The sequence below is a fragment of the Citrobacter sp. wls829 genome (assembly GCF_005280825.1).
GTDB classification, from domain to species: domain Bacteria; phylum Pseudomonadota; class Gammaproteobacteria; order Enterobacterales; family Enterobacteriaceae; genus Citrobacter; species Citrobacter gillenii.
On record NZ_SZWP01000072.1, the window covers coordinates 1 to 18,903 of the forward strand.

Genomic DNA, 18,903 nt, shown 5'->3' on the forward strand with positions numbered 1-18,903 from the left:
ATGACCTGCTTATTCGCACCTTCCCTAAGTAAAATTCATTAGACCAACTGGCGCACGACTCATACTTATCCTAGGGTTAGAATATGTCTCCATATGCCGCATTATTGTATTTTTAAAGTAAAAAATGTGGTTATTTGAAAAAGGTAAAGAATATGGCTCCAGTTATTGTCACTCGCTTAATTCTTTGTTGCAGCGCCTTTTCCATCATTTCAGCGGCTGATGCTGTCACCGCAAACGGCACGTTTCAGGTGCTGATGACGATTCAAAAAGCCTGTACCGTTACCGCAGGTTCAGGGTCAAATATTGCCCTGGGATCGGTCAATGCCACTGCGACAAATACATCGGCCAGTAATACCATTTCCATTAATTGCTCCAAGACGACACCTTATTTTATAGGTCTGGCACCTTCAGTCGCTAACGGGGGGAATACCACGGGCAGAGGGGCAATGTCCTCGGTGACCAACGCAGCAACCAACACGGATAAAGTGCCGTACCAGTTGAACCAAACGTCTGCAACGGGTCCGGTTTGGGGTAATACAGCCACTGCGGAAAGCGTGGGAAATGGGGTGGCCTCGACCGGAACCGGGCTGGGACAAAGCTTCACTGTGTATGCCACCGCTCCGAGCGCCAACTTCACGCCTGATGACTATGCCGATCTCGTAACGGTTAACGTTAACTACTAACCTCAGGACGACCCATGACATTGAAACTGCCTGTGCAGCGGTGCGCCTTCGCGTGTCTGTCAGGAATAGCCATGAGCATTAATATCGCGGCGGCAAGCGGGCTGCAAATAGCGCCGGTTACGCTGACACTGCAGGCGACGCAAAATGCCGACGGTATCTGGTTAAGCAACGCAGGTGAAAACGTGCTGAATGCGCAGGTGCGCGTTTTCCACTGGCGTCAGGGAGCAGACGGCGATACGTTGTCACCCTCTCAGGGACTGGTCATCAGTCCACCCATGCTGGCATTAGCCCCGGGTGAACGCCAGCTCATCCGCGTGATTCGAACCGCGCCGCCATCGGCGTCTGTTGAAGAGGCCTATCGCTTATCCATTGATGAATTACCCCCTGCAAAATTACAAAAAAATAAACTGCAATTTGTGATGCATTATTCCGTGCCCGTGTTTATTCAACCCACAACGCAGGCTGACACAGCGGCAAAATTACAGTGGAAACTGCAACAGCGTGACGGCAAACACTTTCTTGAAGTCAGTAATCAGGGAAACGCTCATGCCCAATTATCCGCCGCCACATTTATACAACGTAATGGCGCGAAAAAAGTGATCAGTCCAGGACTGCTAGGCTACGTTCTTCCAGGTTCAACGATGCGGTGGATAGTCTCCCCGTCAGCCAGTGATACTCATTACGGCGGAAAAGTTGAAGTCACGGTCAATGGCCAAAAAACAGTACAAGAACTCTGACTGGCTCTGGCTTGTGGTGAAATATGGCGTACTTAATGGGGCCTTACTCTCGGGAATGGCCTGCGTGCACGCACAGACAAACACCCCAACGGACACGGGCATTATTCGTGATGAGTCCCCCTTGCCCGGAGTCGATTTGTATCTCGACGTGACGGTCAACGGCAATGCCGCTGGATTGGTTCATTTTGGCTATGAAAACGAAAAGCTGTACGCCAGTGCCAATACCCTACGCACGCTGGGTTTTCGTCTACCAGAGGAAACTACTCAGCCTGTCGGGCTGTATGATATTGCGCAGCTGAACGTTGACTACAATAAACAACTGCAAACGCTGGCGCTAACCGTACCACTAAGTGAACTCGACCTTGCCACCACCCAGCTTAACCCACCCGCAGAAACTGCCCCGATGGCCTCCTCCGCGGGCGGCGCGTTGCTCAATTATGATATTTACACAGAGCAGGGTGACGCCAGCAGCATTAATACGTTTAGCGAACTGCGCGCTTTTAATGGTTCAGGGGTGTTAAGTACCACTCAACTTACCCAGTACTCCACTGAAACCGATGCCGATAACGCCTTTTACCGACTGGATACCAGCTGGCGCTCATCATTCCCGGAAACGATGCTGGCACTGACCGTGGGGGATACGCTGACCAGTTCACTCACCGGCTCCCGCCCAACCCGCATCGGCGGGATTCAAATTGGGACCGACTTTGGTTTGCAGCCGTATATGCCAACCACCCCGCTTCCCGCGTATCTCGGCTCCGCAACGTTGCCGTCCAACGTAGAGTTGTATGTCGACGGGGTCAGGTACTACAACGGTGAAGTCCCGGCGGGCAGTTTTCAGATCAACACCTTGCCAAATATCAGCGGTGCGGGGACGGGTCAAGTGATGATGACAGATGCGCTGGGCAGAACGACGGTGCAAAATTTCTCTTTTTACAACGATCAACAGCTGCTGCGCGAAGGTCTGACCTCGTGGTCAGCCGAGATTGGGGTGGTGCGCGAAAACTACGGGTACGCCTCATTTGAGTATGCCAGCGCCCCGGCGATCAGCGGGACATGGCGTCGGGGATTCAGCAGTAACTTCACCGCAGGTGCGCACGCCGAAACCAGCGACGGGCTGATTAATGCCGGTTTCAGCAACGACTGGATCCCAGATATCCACAGCGGCACATTCACTACGGCATTGGCGGCAAGTGCGGACGCCGGGAAAAACGGTTTTTTATACAGCGTAGGATACCGCTGGTCCGGAGAGAAATTCAATTTCAGCACCAGTACTACCGCCACCTCCGGCGATTATCGTGATGTGGCGACCCATTATGGCGAACCACCACCGACGCTGAGCAGCAACACGGTGGTGGGCTATTCGCTGGCGTCCGCCGGAAATATCAGCCTGAGCTACCTGCAATTTCGCTACCCGCATGAAAGCGCCGTGCGCTATGCCAACGCCAGTTGGTACAAGTCCCTTACTGATACCGTGTCCCTTAACGCAGGGTTCAACCAGAACGTTGATGACAACCGCGACCGCAGCGTCTACCTGATGGTGACCGTCACCACTCCTCGTAATCTGAGCGTCAGCAGCACCATCCAGCGTACGAATGACGAAACCGGCTACCAGTTGAATGCCAGCCAGACGCCGCCATCTGACGGGGGCTGGGGCTGGAACATCGCCGCCAGCCAGCAAGCATCTCAACAAAGCGGCCAGGGGGAAGTAGGTTATTTAGGCCGTTACGGGAAAGCGTACACCGGCTTCAGCCAATTGCCGGATAACCACTATGGCTATGCCGGTGCGACCGGGTCCGTGGTGATGATGGGCGGCGGCCTGTTTGCCGCGCGTGAAATTAGCAATGGCTTTGCCGTGGTGTCGACCGACGGCATTCCCGACGTTCCCATCAAGCTACAAAACAACGTGATCGGCAGCAGTGATGACAATGGCCTGCTGCTGGTTACCTCCCTGAACAGCTATCAAAAAAACCAGATCAGCATTGACCCGATGGACCTGCCCGCCAATATGCGCATCACCCACGTCGAGGCGAATGCCACCCCTGCAGACCGTTCCGGCACGCTGGTCAGTTTTGGCATTACGCCAGTACGCGCCGCGCAGGTGATCCTCGTCGATGAACAGGGGCAGGCTATCCCCGAAGGCAGCATGGCCATTGCCACCACTGGCGCGGGCCAGTCATCACTTGTTGGGTTTGACGGGATGACCTGGTTCGACACGTTGGAACAGCACAACGCTCTGCGTATTAAGACAGAAACCGGTACCTGCAGCGTCAAATTTGACTACCCGGCCTCAGCGCGAGGCATCGTGCAAATTGGCCCACTGGTATGCCGATAAAAGGAGTAATTTTATGTGGCTAAGAAATCTGACCCTGATTAGCGGATTACTCGTAAACCCAGGATTCGTTTACGCGGTCACCTGTTCGGTAAGCAACGTGCAGCCGGTTAATTTTGGCGCCGTCAATCCACTGCCAACGTCAGCTGTAACATCCGCGATGACCTTTAACTACAGCTGTGCTAAAGAGCTGGGTGACGTGCTGGCGGGGATTAATCTGTGCTTTAATATTGGCATCTCCGGCGTCAGCGGCCAGGTCACCACCAGGAATATGTCATTGAGTGGTACGCCAGCCAGAACGCTGACCTATCAGCTGTACCAGGACGCGGGACATAGCAAAATATGGGGAAGTCAGTATCAGTCGGGCGCCACCTTCCCGATGGTAAAGCTCAACTTACTTAACCTGACACCGGTGACCGGTACGCTGACGGTGTACGCAAAGCTCAACACCCCGCAAACGACCGCCGTGCCGGGAAACTATCAGGATAGCTATACGACGGCAACAGCTCTGGTGACGCTCAATCCCGGTCTGGTTTTGCCACCCACGACCTGTGGTGATACCGTCGCCGCCAGGCTACCCTTCACCATCTCGGCCAACGTCACAAAACAGTGTGCGATCGGCTACGCCAATAACATTACCTTTAACCCGTCTAAAGCCACTGACCGCAACGTCACGGCAAGCAGTGCACTCGGGGTCGCCTGCACCAATAACACTCCCTATACCATTGGATTGCAGCCTTCCAATGGGAATACATCAGGTTATGGTGTATTGAAAGGAACCGGGGACAATCAGGATAAAGTGCCGTATCAGCTAAGTTCAACACCTGGCCCGACGGGGACTATCTGGGGAAATACGTCGCTTAATGCAGTAGCAGGCACAGGTACGGGGTTAACCACCGATTATCCGGTGTATGCCACCGTTCCGAGCAGCAATTTTACCCCTGATAACTATGCCGATACGGTGACCATCTCGGTGACCTACTGAGAGCAGAAATGCAATAAGGAAAATACAATTTATTATCATATTCTTTACTTTTAGAGGTGCGTCATAAATCTGACAAATAGCAAGCCGCACATCTTATGCACTGCAATTGGTTTATTATCAGAAAAACCGCCAAAAACCCTGTAAATCCCGGATAATTATTCACATTCCAACTAAAAACCTAACCCACAGATATGACAATCCGAGCCCTGAAGGCAGGCCGTTGTTTGAAAAAAATGTTAAATTTACGTTTATATGGTGAGATCCACTGTATACCACGGCGAAATTAAGCACATATTACTTTTATAACTAAGGTTTATCATGGATAAGTTATCTTACGCTTCAGATAGCAGCACATCTGCCTGGAATACCTACCTGCAACAAATCGAGCGTGTGGCCCCGTACTTGGGTGAACTTTCCCACTGGGTGGATACCCTGCGTCACCCAAAACGCGCATTGATTGTCGATATCCCGGTGCAAATGGATGACGGTACCATCCGCCATTTCGAGGGATACCGCGTGCAGCACAACCTCTCCCGAGGCCCAGGTAAAGGCGGCGTGCGTTATCATCCTGATGTTGATCTTAACGAAGTGATGGCTCTTTCTGCGTGGATGACCATCAAATGCGCCGCGCTTAACCTGCCATATGGCGGTGCGAAAGGTGGCGTTCGCGTCGATCCTTTCTCGTTGTCTGAAGGCGAACTGGAGCGTTTGACCCGCCGCTATACCAGTGAAATCGGCATTATCATCGGACCGCAGAAAGATATTCCTGCCCCGGATGTCGGTACCAACGGGAAAGTCATGGCGTGGATGATGGATACTTACTCCATGAACCACGGCACTACCGTGACCAGCGTGGTCACCGGTAAACCAATCCATCTTGGCGGCTCTCTGGGTCGTGATAAAGCCACCGGTCGCGGCGTATTCGTCAGCGGTCTGGAAGTAGCGCGCCGTGCCAACATCGCCGTTGAAGGCGCTCGCGTGGCGGTGCAAGGTTTTGGTAACGTGGGGAGTGAAGCAGCTCGCCTGTTCGCCGGTGCGGGTGCACGCGTGGTCGCTATTCAGGATCATACCGCCACCCTGTTTAATACCACCGGGATCGACATGATTGCGCTGACTGCATGGCAGTTAGAGCACAAACAAATTGCCGGTTTCCCGGGTGCTGAAACCATTGCCAGCGAAGCGTTCTGGAGCGTGGAGATGGATATTCTGATCCCGGCTGCGCTTGAAGGCCAGATCACCCGTCATCGCGCGGAGACGCTGACCTGTAAGCTGGTGCTCGAAGGCGCAAACGGCCCAACCTACCCGGATGCCGATGACGTACTGGCCAGCCGCGGTATCGTTGTGGTACCTGACGTGGTCTGTAACGCCGGCGGCGTTACCGTCAGCTACTTTGAATGGGTGCAGGACATGGCAAGCTTCTTCTGGAGCGAAGAAGAGATCAACGCGCGCATGGATAAGATCATGACCGACGCAATGGTCCACGTGTGGGAAAAAGCCGCGGAGAAATCCTGCTCTCTGCGTACTGCCGCCTACATTGTCGCCTGTGAGCGTATTCTGCTGGCGCGTAAAGATCGTGGTATCTATCCGGGCTAAGACCGGACTCCGCTCTTGCGAACAAAACCACCTGCAGTGCAGGTGGTTTTTACTTCTCCTCCCCACGCTCAGGCGTTTTGCGCTAAACCTGCCGCATCTCTCATTTCCGCTGTTTTATGCACCACTACGTTTCAATACGGAACATTTATCAGCGAAGATGTTCCGTATTGAAACGCTCATTACGGCAATTTTCTTTTGACAACCCATATGCAAAATTACCTTATCGGCAGCGAGAGGTCGCCGTGGCGCTGTACATCACCGATACCCTACACCAGATGTCTGCCGTTTTTTGCAGCCATCTCAGGACTGTCTACGGAGCATAAAAATGAAAAAATTGATCAACCGTGTTGAAGACGTACTGAATGAACAACTCGCCGGGCTGGCAAAAGCCTACCCTTCTCTGGCGCTGCATCAGGACCCGGTATACGTCACTCGTGCTGACGCGCCGGTGATGGGTAAAGTGGCGCTACTTTCAGGTGGCGGCAGCGGGCATGAACCAATGCACTGCGGCTATATTGGTCAGGGCATGCTTTCCGGTGCCTGTCCGGGGGAGATTTTCACCTCGCCAACCCCGGACAAAATGTTCGAATGCGCCATGCAAATTGACGGTGGCGAAGGCGTGCTGCTAATCATCAAAAATTACACCGGTGACATTCTGAATTTTGAAACCGCTACCGAGCTGTTGCACGAAAGCGGCGTCAAGGTCACGACCATGGTTGTTGACGACGACGTAGCGGTAAAAGATAGCCTGTATACCGCCGGACGTCGCGGTGTTGCGAATACCGTGCTGATTGAAAAACTGGTCGGCGCGGCTGCCGAGCGCGGAGACTCGCTGGAAGCGTGTGCCGCATTGGGTCGCAAACTGAATAACCTCGGTCACTCTATCGGCATTGCTATCGGCGCCTGTACTGTCCCAGCCGCAGGGCAACCTTCGTTTACGCTGCAGGATAACGAAATGGAGTTTGGCGTCGGCATTCATGGGGAGCCGGGGATCGACCGACGCGCCTTCTCTTCCCTCGACCAGACCGTGGATGAAATGTTCGACACCCTGCTGGAAAACGGTCACTACAGCCGTACGCTGCGCCACTGGGACAACATCCAGGGTGCCTGGCAGGAAGGTAAAGAAACCAAACAAGCGCTGCAACAGGGCGACCGCGTCATTGCGCTGGTCAATAACCTTGGCGCAACGCCGCTATCCGAGCTGTTCGGCGTCTATAACCGTCTTGAAAGACGCTGTCAGGATGCGGGTATCATCATCGAACGCAATCTGATTGGCTCTTACTGTACCTCTCTGGATATGACCGGTTTCTCCATCACCCTGTTAAAGGTCGATGACGAAACGCTGAACCTGTGGGATGCACCGGTACACACCCCTGCTCTCAACTGGGGTAAATAAGGAGATTCATAATGTCCCTCAACAGAACACAAATCGTTAACTGGCTTTATCGCTGCGGTGAAATATTTACCACCGAAAGTGATTTTCTGACCGGTCTGGACCGGGAAATTGGCGACGCCGACCACGGCCTGAATATGCACCGTGGCTTCAGTAAAGTGGTCGAAAAACTGCCGTCCATTGCGGATAAAGACATCGGTTTCATTTTGAAAAACACCGGCATGGTGCTGCTTTCCAGCGTCGGCGGGGCCAGCGGTCCGCTGTTCGGTACCTTCTTCATCCGCGCCGCACAGGTGACTCAGGCCCATCAGAGCCTGACGCTGGACGAGCTGTATCAAATGATGCGCGATGGCGCAGAAGGCGTGATTAGCCGAGGTAAAGCCGAGCCTGGTGACAAAACCATGTGTGATGTCTGGGTGCCGGTGGTCGAGTCGCTACGTCAGTCCTGCGAACAAAAACTGAGTGTACAGGCGGCGCTGGACGCGGCGAGTCAACAAGCAGAAGCGGCTGCACAAAGCACCATCACCATGCAGGCACGTAAAGGTCGTGCCAGCTATCTGGGTGAGCGCAGTATCGGGCATCAGGATCCCGGCGCAACGTCGGTGATGTTTATGATGCAAATGCTGGCTCAGGCCGCCAGAGAGTAAGGATAAAGCGATGGTAAACCTGGTTATTGTGTCTCATAGCGCGCAGTTGGGCGCAGGCGTCGGCGAGTTAGCCCGACAGATGTTAATGGGCGAAGGGTGCAAACTCGCGATCGCCGCGGGCATTGACGATCCCGATAATCCTATCGGCACCGATCCAATTAAAGTGATGGAAGCCATTGAGTCCGTCGCGGACACGGATCACGTGCTGGTGATGATGGATATCGGCAGCGCGTTATTAAGTGCGGAAACCGCCCTGGAACTGCTCGATCCGACGATCGCCGCGAAGGTACGCTTGTGCGCAGCTCCGCTGGTAGAAGGCACCCTGGCCGCAACGGTCAGCGCCGCAGCAGGTGCCGATATCGACCGCGTCATTCGCGATGCCATGAGCGCCCTCGATGCCAAATATTCGCAACTGGGTTTACCACCGTCGTCCCCGGTCGTGACCTCGCCGGAAGGCCTCTCTGCTGATGACGAGGCCCGCTCTGTTGCCGTGGTGGTCAAAAACCCCAACGGCATCCACGTTCGCCCGGCGTCACGGCTGGTCTCCACGTTGTCTGGCTTTCGCGCCGACATGCTGCTTGAGAAAAACGGTAAGTGCGTGGTCCCGGACAGCCTGAACCAAATCGCGCTGCTGCAGGTGCGTTGTAATGACACGCTGCGCTTAATTGCCAAAGGTGAACAGGCCGACGACGCGCTGGCGGCATTCAAACAGCTGGCTGCGCAGAACTTTGGTGAGTCCGTTGAACAACCACATACCGGCGGCATCACCAACTCAGCGCCGATACAAGCAACGGGGATGGCCTTTTGCTATACGCCGGTCGCCGCAGAGGTAGCCCCGCAGCCTGCCACCGATTTACCGTACGAACAGCAGCGGTTACAGGCGGCAATCCGCAATACGCTGGAGGATCTGAACTGTTTAACAGCGCTTGCCGAAGAGAAATACTCCGCCGATATCGCCGCGATTTTCTCCGGCCACCACACGCTGCTGGACGATACCGAGTTATATGACATGGCCTGCGCTATCATGCGCGAAAAACAGTGTCGCGCCGAACATGCCTGGCATACGGTATTGAGCGACCTGAGTCAGCAGTATCTCCAGCTCGACGACCCCTATTTGCAGGCGCGGTATATCGATATTGACGATTTACTGTACCGCTCGCTTCGGCATTTGACCGGAATACCCGCTCAAATCCCGACCTTTATTCGCCCGACAATCCTGGTGGCAGACGTCATTTACCCGTCCACCGTACTGCAGTTGGATCCGCTGACCATCAAAGGCATCTGTTTGCGCGCGGGCAGCGAGGCGTCCCATTCGGCAATCATTGCCCGCGAGATGGGGATCGGCTGGGTATGCCAGCAGGGTGAGGCGCTCGACGCCATCAAAATGGGGGACACCCTGACCCTTGACTGCGCGGCACATCAGGTCATCCGCGTGGGCTAAACGCCGCTGCACGTCCTGTTATCACAAAGGGCGTGCAGCTTTCACATCACGTGCAGAAACGTCTGTTTGTTCGCAAAATAGGGTCCCTATAACGCGTAACGGTCGATCCTGGACTAAGGTTTTCTCATGGTAAATGCCGCAACTTCGGCACGCCGCTAAGGAGATTACCCGATGATAACGCCAGCAATTCGCCATCCTGGCCAGCTCTCTGTTACAGTAAAACTCACGCTCGCAAGTACCCTTTTGGCCCTTGCTTCATTCGGCGCCCACGCCGAGGAACAGCCCGCCGCAACGCCGCAGCCCCCTGATATCCTGCTCGGCCCTCTGTTTAATGATGTGCAAACCGCCAAGCTGTTCCCGGATCAGAAAACCTTTGCCGATGCAGTGCCCAATAGCGATCCGCTGATGATCCTTGCTGATTATCGGATGCAAAAAAACCAGTCCGGCTTCGATCTTCGTCATTTCGTCGGTGTGAATTTTACGCTGCCCAAAGAGGGTGAGAAATACGTACCGCCCGCCGGGCAGTCGCTGCGTGAGCATATCGACGGGCGGTGGCCGGTGCTAACGCGCTCGACGACTGACGTGGAAAAATGGGACTCATTGCTGCCACTGCCGGAGCCGTATGTGGTGCCCGGCGGGCGTTTTCGCGAAATTTATTACTGGGACAGCTATTTCACTATGCTGGGGCTTGCCGAGAGCAACCACTGGGACAAGGTCTCCGACATGGTGGCGAACTTCGCTTACGAGATTGATGCCTGGGGGCACATTCCTAACGGTAACCGCAGCTATTATCTGAGCCGCTCCCAGCCGCCGTTCTTCGCCTTTATGGTTGAACTGCTGGCGCAGCACGACGGTAATGATGCGCTGAAAAAATACCTGCCGCAGATGCAGAAAGAGTACAGCTACTGGATGGAGGGCGTCGAAACGCTTAAGCCAGGTCAGCAGAACAAACGGGTAGTCAAACTGGCTGACGGCACGGTGTTAAACCGCTACTGGGATGACCGTGATACGCCAAGACCCGAGTCCTGGGTTGAAGATATCGCCACCGCCAAAAGCAATCCGAACCGTCCGGCCACCGACATTTACCGCGACCTGCGTTCGGCCGCCGCCTCGGGCTGGGATTTTAGCTCACGTTGGATGGACAACCCGAACCAGTTAAGCACCCTGCGCACCACCAGCATCGTCCCTGTCGATCTCAATGCGCTGCTGTACAAGATGGAAAAAATGATTGCGCTTGCCAGCAAAGCCGCAGGGGATGAAGCCAAAGCTACACAGTACGAAGGCTTCGCTAATGCGCGACAAAAAGGGATTGAAAGCTACCTGTGGAACGATAAAGAGGGCTGGTATGCCGACTACGATTTAAAAAGTCAGAAAGTACGCAATCAACTGACCGCCGCCGCCCTGTTCCCGCTGTATGTCAATGCAGCGGCCAACGATCGCGCCAGCAAGGTGGCTGCGGCGACCCAGGCGCATCTGCTGCAACCCGGCGGTCTGGCCACAACGTCGGTGAAAAGCGGTCAACAGTGGGATGCCCCGAACGGCTGGGCACCACTCCAGTGGGTTGCAGCGTCCGGGTTACAAAACTACGGCCAGGATAAGGTCGCCATGGAGGTCACCTGGCGCTTCCTGACCAACGTGCAGCATACCTATGACCGGGAGAAAAAGCTGGTTGAAAAATACGACGTCAGCAGCACAGGAACCGGCGGTGGCGGTGGCGAGTACCCGTTACAGGACGGCTTTGGCTGGACCAATGGCGTCACCTTAAAAATGCTCGACCTGATTTGCGCCAAAGAAAAACCCTGTGATAGCGTCCCGTCGACACGGCCAGTAACTGAAAAAACAACGCAGACCGTGCAATAAATTACACCAGATTAGCCACGAGAGGCGGCCCCCGCAGCCAACCGGAAAATCCCCAGCACGAGAATGGCACCGACGACGGCCACCAGGAAACTGTGCAGATTAAACCCGCTGATATCTCCCCCGATACCAAACATGGTTGCCAGCCATCCGCCAACCACAGCCCCGACAATGCCGAGAATACAGGTCAGAATAAATCCTCCGCCATCGCGCCCCGGCATGAGCAGTTTAGCGATAACACCCGCAATCAGACCAAAAATAATCCAGGCAATAATTCCCATTTTCAGGCCCTCTTTCCAATGAACGCACGCGCAAGCCATTCCTGCGCCAGTACGTTAAGTATAGGCAAGCCGTCGCCCGGCGTTTTTCTACAGCTTGCGTTCAGCTGACTTAATAAAAAATTTCATCCATTTGTATTAAGTTCTGTCGCGCGATGCCGATAATCCAACGACAAACCAGGCATCCAGGAGTCATTAGGTGTGAGCAACTACCATGAGCAGTTCCTGAAGCAAAATCCATTGGCGGTGTTAGGCGTTCTCCGCGACTTAAATTCACAGCAGATCCCCCTGCGAATCTCCTGGTCAGGAGGGCAATTCATCAGCAAAATTCTCGCGGTGAGCCCGGATGAATTAGTTATGGATTTTGGCAGCCAGGAATATGAAAACCAGGCCGTTCAGCGGGCAAACCACGTCTCTGTCATCGCTGAAACGCAGGGCGCCAAGGTCGAGTTCACCCTGCCTCAGCTCAAAAAAGGGGAATTTCAACGGTTGCCGGCATTTATCTCGTCGCTGCCGCCCGCACTGTGGTTTGTCCAGCGCCGGGAATATTTCCGTATTGGTGCCCCATTGCATCCGCCCTATCACTGCACGGCAAAAATGCCGGACAACAGCATTTTACGTTTTCGGTTGTTCGATTTATCGCTCGGCGGGATGGGCGCGCTGTTAGAAGAGGCAAAACCAGAAGGACTGGTGGAGGGCATGCGCTTTTCGCAGGTTGAAATCAACATGGAACAATGGGGAGTGTACCACGTTGACGCCCAGCTTATTTCCATCAGCGAGCGCAAAGTTATCGACGGGAAAAATGAAACCATCACCACTCCCCGCCTGAGCTTCCGTTTTCTCAACGTCAGCCCGGCGGTGGAGCGGAACTTACAGCGGATTATTTTTTCACTCGAACGTGAGGCCCGGGAAAAATCCAACAAGGTACGCGAGTAACCTCACGCGAACTACATCACATCCAGCGCTTGCTGAAGCTTCCAGATATAACGCGGAGCCTGCGGCGCCGGATGATTATCAGCCACATGCTCAATAAACTCATCCGGACTGAGATCGTTGATTTTGTTGATGGCTTTTTTCCTGTCGGAGGAGAATGTCCGCAGCAACGCCCCCGCACCGTTGGCATATGACACCACCAGCGCATATTGCATCACCTGTGGGTCTTCGATGCCGGCCAATGGTCCGGTTTCGAGAATATTCAGGTACGCGGCACCCATTGAGATGTTGCGCTCAGGGTTTTTCAGCTCACTGGTTGACGGCTCGCCACTCCAGCCCATCCGACGATAGACATCCCGTCCGGAGGTAGAGGCTTTGAGCTGCATCAGCCCAACGGCGTTAGATTTACTGACCGCATTCGGATTTCCGCCTGATTCAATGGCGATGATGGCCGTAATCAATTGTGGGCTTACCCCCCAGGCCGCGCCGGCTTTTTCACTGATCGGCATCCATTGCATTGCGCGTTTAACCGGAACTTCAGCATTCCATGGCGGATTTTTGTAATCCTGTTTTGAACTACAGCCCGCAAGTAATACAACCAAAAAAGCAAACCATCTCAATTTCACGTCATCTATCCTTATAGCCGGAACCTGTCGCTGAGGTGACAACGACATACCTACGCGGCATGATATACATTTGGTTTTAGTTGTAGCAAGGAAATGCCATGTCCCGGTTTCACTTAATTGCCCCCTCGGGCTACTGTATCAACCAGCAAGCGGCATTGCGCGGGCTTTCGCGCCTTACTGAGGCCGGTCATCAGGTCACAAACTCGGCGGTTATTGCACGTCGCTACCAGCGTTTTGCCGGGACGGAAACCGAACGGTTAGCGGATGTGAATGCATTGGTTGAGCTGAAAACGCCCGATACCATTGTACTGGCGGTGCGCGGCGGCTATGGCGCCAGCCGTTTACTGGATGCTATTGACTGGCAGGCACTGACCGCCCGCCAGCAACACGACCCACTGCTCATTTGCGGACACAGCGACTTTACGGCAATCCAGTGCGGCCTACTGGCACAAGGCAACGTCATTACCTTCAGCGGCCCGATGTTAGCGGCCAATTTTGGTGCCGAAGAAATGAACGCGTTTACCGAACACCATTTCTGGCAGGCATTACGCAATGCGCAATTTACTATCGACTGGCAAGGTGATGGTCCGGACTGCGCCACCGAAGGCACGCTGTGGGGCGGTAATCTGGCGATGCTCATTTCGCTGATTGGCACCCCGTATATGCCCGCCATTGATAACGGTATTCTGGTGCTGGAAGACATTAATGAGCATCCGTTCCGCGTCGAGCGCATGCTGTTGCAGCTGTACCACGCGGGCATTTTAGCCCGTCAGAACGCCATTATTCTCGGCAGTTTTAGCGGCAGCGCACCAAACGATTACGACGCTGGCTACAATCTGGAGGAAGTCTGCACATTTCTGCGTGCCAGACTGTCGGTACCGTTGATTAGCGGTCTCGATTTTGGTCACGAACAGCGCACCGTCACGCTCCCGCTCGGGGCAAAAGCGGTGCTGCGAAACGTGAAAAATAGCAGCCAGCTCACCTTAACCGGGCATCCGGTGCTGAAATCGTAAAAAAAGCTGCTAACAGGGCTAAGTAAAACGCTGTTTCTGCCGCTAATATGTTAGGGTTTGTTAATACGAAACAGCGTAATTCAGGAGTAACCGAACGTTGGATGCCGCAGCAATTATTAGCCTTTTTATTTTGGGTTCCGTTCTCGTCACCTGCAGTATCTTACTCAGTTCATTCTCATCACGTCTTGGTATCCCGATCCTGGTGATATTCCTCGCGATCGGTATGTTAGCGGGCGTAGATGGCATTGGCGGTATTCCTTTTGATAACTACCCTTTCGCCTACATGGTGAGTAACCTGGCGCTGGCGGTTATCCTGCTTGATGGCGGGATGCGTACCCAGGCCAGTTCCTTTCGCGTAGCGCTCGGTCCGGCATTATCACTGGCGACCGTGGGCGTGCTGATCACCTCCGGCTTAACCGGCATGATGGCCGCGTGGCTGTTTCATCTGGATCTCATCGAGGGTTTATTGATTGGCGCGATTGTTGGCTCAACCGACGCCGCGGCGGTGTTTTCCCTGCTCGGTGGGAAGGGTCTGAACGAACGTGTCGGCTCGACGCTGGAAATAGAATCGGGCAGCAATGACCCGATGGCGGTGTTTCTGACCATCACGCTAATTGAAATGATCCAAAACCACGAGACCGGCTTAAGCTGGATGTTCGCGGTGCATATTATTCAACAGTTCGGTCTGGGTATTGCGCTGGGTCTGGGTGGCGGTTATCTGCTCCAGCAAATGATTAACCGGATTTCGCTGCCTGCCGGATTGTATCCACTGCTGGCGTTAAGCGGCGGGATCCTGATTTTTGCCCTCACCACCGCGCTGGAAGGCAGCGGTATTCTGGCGGTCTACCTGTGTGGCTTCCTGTTGGGTAATCGCCCCATTCGCAACCGGTTCGGTATTCTACAAAACTTTGACGGCCTGGCCTGGCTGGCGCAAATCGCCATGTTCCTGGTACTGGGTCTGCTGGTGACGCCGTCCGACCTGCTGCCCATTGCCATTCCGGCGCTGATTTTGTCTGCCTGGATGATTTTCGTTGCCCGCCCGCTGTCGGTGTTCGCCGGGCTGCTGCCGTTCCGGGGTTTTAATCTGCGTGAGCGCATTTTCATCAGTTGGGTCGGCCTGCGCGGTGCAGTGCCGATCATCCTCGCCGTCTTCCCGATGATGGCCGGGCTGGATAATGCCCGTCTGTTCTTTAACGTGGCGTTCTTCGTCGTCCTGATTTCGCTGTTGTTTCAGGGGACATCTCTCTCGTGGGCTGCCAAAAAAGCCAAAGTGGTGGTTCCACCGGTCGGCTGGCCCGTTTCGCGCATTGGTCTGGATATTCATCCTGACAATCCCTGGGAGCAGTTTGTTTATCAACTGAGTGCCGATAAATGGTGTGTGGGGGCCGCACTACGCGACCTGCATATGCCAGACGAGACGCGAATTGCCGCGCTGTTTCGTGACAACGTGCTGTTTCATCCGTCGGGCAGCACCCGCCTGCGCGAAGGTGACGTGCTGTGCGTTATTGGTCGCGAGCGCGATCTTCCCGCATTAGGCAAGCTGTTCAGCCAGTCGCCGCCGGTCGCGTTAGACCAGCGTTTCTTTGGTGACTTTATTCTCGAAGCCAGCGCCAAATACGCCGACGTGGCGCTGATATACGGGCTGGAAGATGGCACTGAATATCGCGATAAGCAGCAGACGCTGGGTGAGATCGTCCAGCAATTGTTAGGCGCCGCACCGGTGGTCGGCGACCAGGTCGAATTTGCCGGGATGATCTGGACTGTGGCCGAGAAAGAAGATAATTCGGTGCTGAAAGTCGGCGTTCGCGTGGCAGAAGACGAGGATGAATAATAGTGATGTTTTTGCCGGGTAGCGGCTGCGCCTTACCCGGCTTACAAATGTACTGCTATTGTAGGCCTGATAAGCGCAGCGCCATCAGGCAACTTTACAAAAGTTACACCGTCACAACCGGTACGCGCAGCGCCAGCGAGCACATCAATTCGTACCCCACCGTACCGGCCGCGGTAGCCACATCGTCGATTTTGATCTCTTTGCCCCACAGCTCTACCGGCGTACCAATGCCTGCCTGAGGACATGGCGTCAGATCCACTGTCAGCATATCCATCGACACCGTGCCGACCGTCCCGGTACGGACACCGTCTACCAGCACCGGCGTGCCGCTCGGTGCATGGCGCGGATATCCATCGGCATAGCCGGTCGCCACAATCCCGATACGTTGTTCACCGCGTGCGGTGTAACGCCCACCGTAACCGACCCTGTCACCGGCCTTCAGCGTTTGCACCCCGATGACCTCGCTGTTCAGGCTCATTACCGGTTTGAGACCGGTGTTGGCGATGTCCCGCCATTGCCCTGACGGAGAGGCGCCGTACAAAATAATACCCGGGCGTACCCAGTCGAAATGGGCTTCCGGGTGCCACAGCGTGGCGGCGGAGTTTGACAGCGAACGTCGGCATTCAAGCCCTTCCGTCGCCTGTGCAATACGCGCCATCGCGTCCTGAATACCGTCCGGATGTTCGGCATCAGCAAAGTGCGACATCAGCGTCATTTCACCCACATTCGGCATCGCCCGCAGCTGTTGCCAGACGGTTGCCACCCGCTCAGGCAAAAAGCCCAGACGGTTCATACCGCTGTTAACCTTCAGGTATACATCCAGCGGAGCGTTCAGTCGGGCATTTTGTAACGCTTTGAGCTGCCAGTTGCTGTGTACACAGGTGGTTAAACGATATTGGTCATACACCGTCAGATCGACGGCGTGGAAAAAACCTTCCAGCATTAAGATCGGGCCTTTCCAGCCACGCTCGCGCAGCGTTATCGCTTCTTCCAGATTCAGCATGGCGAAACCGTCGGTGGTCCCCAGCGCATTCCAGACGCGCTCAATGCCATGTCCATAAGCATTGGCTTTTACCACCGACCAGACGCGGGCGTCCGGTGCGGCCTGCCGTGCAATGCCTAAATTTTGTTTCAACGCCTGCAGGTCAATGCTGGCCAGTATTGGGCGGGTCATCTCGCGTCCTTCTCAGCTATGTGCGCCGTGTAAATGTCGTGGACGTGACGGCGAAAATCCGGGGCTGTAACGCGCCACGCTCAGGTCATCGTAAGGGATGGCGGGCGTGCGACCAGAAAGAATATCACTCAGCAACTGTCCCGATCCGCAGGCCATGGTCCAGCCCAGCGTACCGTGACCGGTGTTGAGCAGCAGGTTCTTAAAACGGGTACGCCCAACTACCGGCGTGCCGTCCGGCGTCATCGGCCGCAGCCCGGTCCAGAAGGTGGCCTGCTCCACATGCCCTCCGCGCGGGAAGAGATCGCGCACCACCATTTCCAGCGTTTCACGTCGCGGCTGTAATAATTCAGTATTGAAGCCCACGATCTCCGCCATGCCGCCCACGCGGATACGGTTATCAAAACGGGTAATGGCAATTTTGTAGGTTTCATCAAGGATAGTCGACACCGGCGCGCCGTCGTCCTCCGCGATTGGAATGGTCAGCGAATAACCTTTGAGTGGGTAAACCGGAATATCGACCATCCCTTTCAGCATAGCCGTGGAGTAAGAGCCAAACGCCATCACATAAGCATCGGCTTTGATAATTTCCTCACCGCACTGCACGCCATAAATCTGCTCGCCATCGCTCAGCAGCTTATCAACCGGTGTGTTGAAGCGGAATTTAACCCCTGCCAGCTCCGCCATTTGCGCCAGGCGTTGGGTAAACAGCTGACAGTCGCCGGTTTCGTCATTCGGTAGACGCAGCCCGCCGGTCAGCTTATGCGCCACTTCGGCCAGCGCCGGTTCCACTTCCGCGAGGCGATGGGCTTCCAGCAGTTGATATGGCACACCCGCATCTTCCAGAACGGCGATGTCGCGCGTGGCGTTCTCATATTGCTGCGCGGTACGGAATAGCTGCAGCGTCCCGCCCTGACGACCTTCATATTCAATGCCGGTAGTGGCTCGCAGCGCCTTCAGGCAATCACGGCTATATTCCGCCAGACGCACCATACGACCTTTGTTTTCCATGTAATGACTGGTGTCACAGTTGCGTAGCATCTGCCACATCCATTTCAGTTGGAACTGCGTGCCGTCAAGGCGAACGGCCAACGGCGCATGGCGTTGAAACATCCATTTAATCGCTTTTAGCGGTACGCCGGGTGCCGCCCACGGTGCTGCATAGCCTGGAGAGATTTGCCCCGCATTCGCCGCACTGGTTTCCAGCGCCGGACCGGGCTCACGATCAATGACGGTGACATCGTGTCCAGCCTGACTTAAATACCAGGCGCTGGTCACGCCAACGACACCACTTCCCAGTATGACAACTCGCATAGCCACTCCGTTAACAGTAAAAGAATAATCATCTAATTACATCTTGATAACTCAGTTGAAAATATTATT

At 54.8% G+C, this 18,903-nt stretch carries 16 protein-coding genes; 12 read left to right on the plus strand and 4 right to left on the minus strand.

Annotation, left to right across the window (positions count from 1 at the left end):
- Positions 1-152 precede the first annotated feature (152 nt).
- The 9 genes from FDW88_RS15745 (at position 153) to FDW88_RS15785 (ending at position 11,671) form a co-directional block, all read left to right on the plus strand.
- Positions 153-683 (plus strand): spore coat protein U domain-containing protein, encoded by a 531-nt coding sequence (locus FDW88_RS15745; RefSeq protein ID WP_135911892.1) that lies wholly within the window; start codon positions 153-155, stop codon positions 681-683.
- A gap of 14 nt (positions 684-697) precedes the next feature.
- On the plus strand, positions 698-1,420 hold the full coding sequence (locus tag FDW88_RS15750; protein WP_135911891.1) for a molecular chaperone: 723 nt from the start codon (positions 698-700) through the stop codon (positions 1,418-1,420).
- Positions 1,392-3,755 (plus strand): fimbria/pilus outer membrane usher protein, encoded by a 2,364-nt coding sequence (locus FDW88_RS15755; RefSeq protein ID WP_135911890.1) that lies wholly within the window; start codon positions 1,392-1,394, stop codon positions 3,753-3,755. Before FDW88_RS15750 ends, FDW88_RS15755 begins: the two co-directional genes overlap by 29 nt.
- A 13-nt stretch (positions 3,756-3,768) precedes the next feature.
- Positions 3,769-4,737, plus strand: a complete 969-nt coding sequence (locus FDW88_RS15760) for a spore coat protein U domain-containing protein (protein ID WP_137362913.1) — start codon at positions 3,769-3,771, stop codon at positions 4,735-4,737.
- A 318-nt stretch (positions 4,738-5,055) separates the two neighbouring features.
- Positions 5,056-6,330, plus strand: a complete 1,275-nt coding sequence (locus FDW88_RS15765; RefSeq protein WP_135911888.1) for a Glu/Leu/Phe/Val dehydrogenase — start codon at positions 5,056-5,058, stop codon at positions 6,328-6,330.
- 325 nt (positions 6,331-6,655) lie between these two features.
- Entirely contained in the window at positions 6,656-7,726 is a 1,071-nt protein-coding gene (gene dhaK, locus FDW88_RS15770) for a dihydroxyacetone kinase subunit DhaK (RefSeq protein ID WP_117342921.1), read from the plus strand.
- 11 nt (positions 7,727-7,737) lie between these two features.
- Complete coding sequence (gene dhaL, locus FDW88_RS15775) at positions 7,738-8,370, plus strand: dihydroxyacetone kinase subunit DhaL (protein WP_096756742.1); 633 nt, start codon at positions 7,738-7,740, stop codon at positions 8,368-8,370.
- Between the two features lie 10 nt (positions 8,371-8,380).
- A complete protein-coding gene (dhaM, locus tag FDW88_RS15780; RefSeq protein WP_137362914.1) occupies positions 8,381-9,811 on the plus strand; it encodes a dihydroxyacetone kinase phosphoryl donor subunit DhaM in 1,431 nt (476 codons plus the stop codon).
- Positions 9,812-9,982: 171 nt separating this feature from the next.
- Entirely contained in the window at positions 9,983-11,671 is a 1,689-nt protein-coding gene (locus FDW88_RS15785) for an alpha,alpha-trehalase (protein ID WP_137362915.1), read from the plus strand.
- Positions 11,672-11,682: 11 nt separating this feature from the next.
- On the opposite strand, the gene FDW88_RS15790 is transcribed toward FDW88_RS15785, so the two are convergent.
- Positions 11,683-11,949, minus strand: coding sequence for a GlsB/YeaQ/YmgE family stress response membrane protein (locus FDW88_RS15790; RefSeq protein WP_137362916.1), 267 nt, complete (start codon positions 11,947-11,949; stop codon positions 11,683-11,685).
- Between the two features lie 198 nt (positions 11,950-12,147).
- Here FDW88_RS15790 and FDW88_RS15795 point away from each other — a divergent pair, with 198 nt between their 5' ends.
- Positions 12,148-12,882 carry a flagellar brake protein gene (locus FDW88_RS15795; RefSeq protein WP_115258258.1) on the plus strand — a complete coding sequence of 245 codons (735 nt, stop codon included), beginning with the start codon at positions 12,148-12,150 and terminating at the stop codon, positions 12,880-12,882.
- Positions 12,883-12,893: 11 nt separating this feature from the next.
- Here FDW88_RS15795 and emtA read toward each other — a convergent pair whose 3' ends face one another.
- Positions 12,894-13,505: a membrane-bound lytic murein transglycosylase EmtA gene (gene emtA / locus FDW88_RS15800; RefSeq protein WP_096756738.1), complete on the minus strand. Its 612-nt coding sequence runs from the start codon at positions 13,503-13,505 to the stop codon at positions 12,894-12,896.
- A 98-nt stretch (positions 13,506-13,603) separates the two neighbouring features.
- On the opposite strand from emtA, the gene ldcA reads away from it, so the two are divergent.
- Together ldcA and FDW88_RS15810 are read left to right on the plus strand one after the other, a co-directional pair.
- A complete protein-coding gene (gene ldcA, locus FDW88_RS15805; protein ID WP_137362917.1) occupies positions 13,604-14,518 on the plus strand; it encodes a muramoyltetrapeptide carboxypeptidase in 915 nt (304 codons plus the stop codon).
- A 97-nt stretch (positions 14,519-14,615) separates the two neighbouring features.
- The gene (locus FDW88_RS15810; RefSeq protein ID WP_096756736.1) at positions 14,616-16,349 is read left to right on the plus strand and encodes a potassium/proton antiporter; all 1,734 of its coding nucleotides are present in this window, start codon (positions 14,616-14,618) and stop codon (positions 16,347-16,349) included.
- Positions 16,350-16,452: 103 nt separating this feature from the next.
- Here FDW88_RS15810 and dadX read toward each other — a convergent pair whose 3' ends face one another.
- Entirely contained in the window at positions 16,453-17,523 is a 1,071-nt protein-coding gene (gene dadX, locus FDW88_RS15815) for a catabolic alanine racemase DadX (RefSeq protein ID WP_137362918.1), read from the minus strand.
- Positions 17,524-17,535: 12 nt separating this feature from the next.
- Positions 17,536-18,834 (minus strand): D-amino acid dehydrogenase, encoded by a 1,299-nt coding sequence (locus FDW88_RS15820; protein ID WP_115258254.1) that lies wholly within the window; start codon positions 18,832-18,834, stop codon positions 17,536-17,538.
- Between the last annotated feature and the right edge of the window lie 69 nt (positions 18,835-18,903).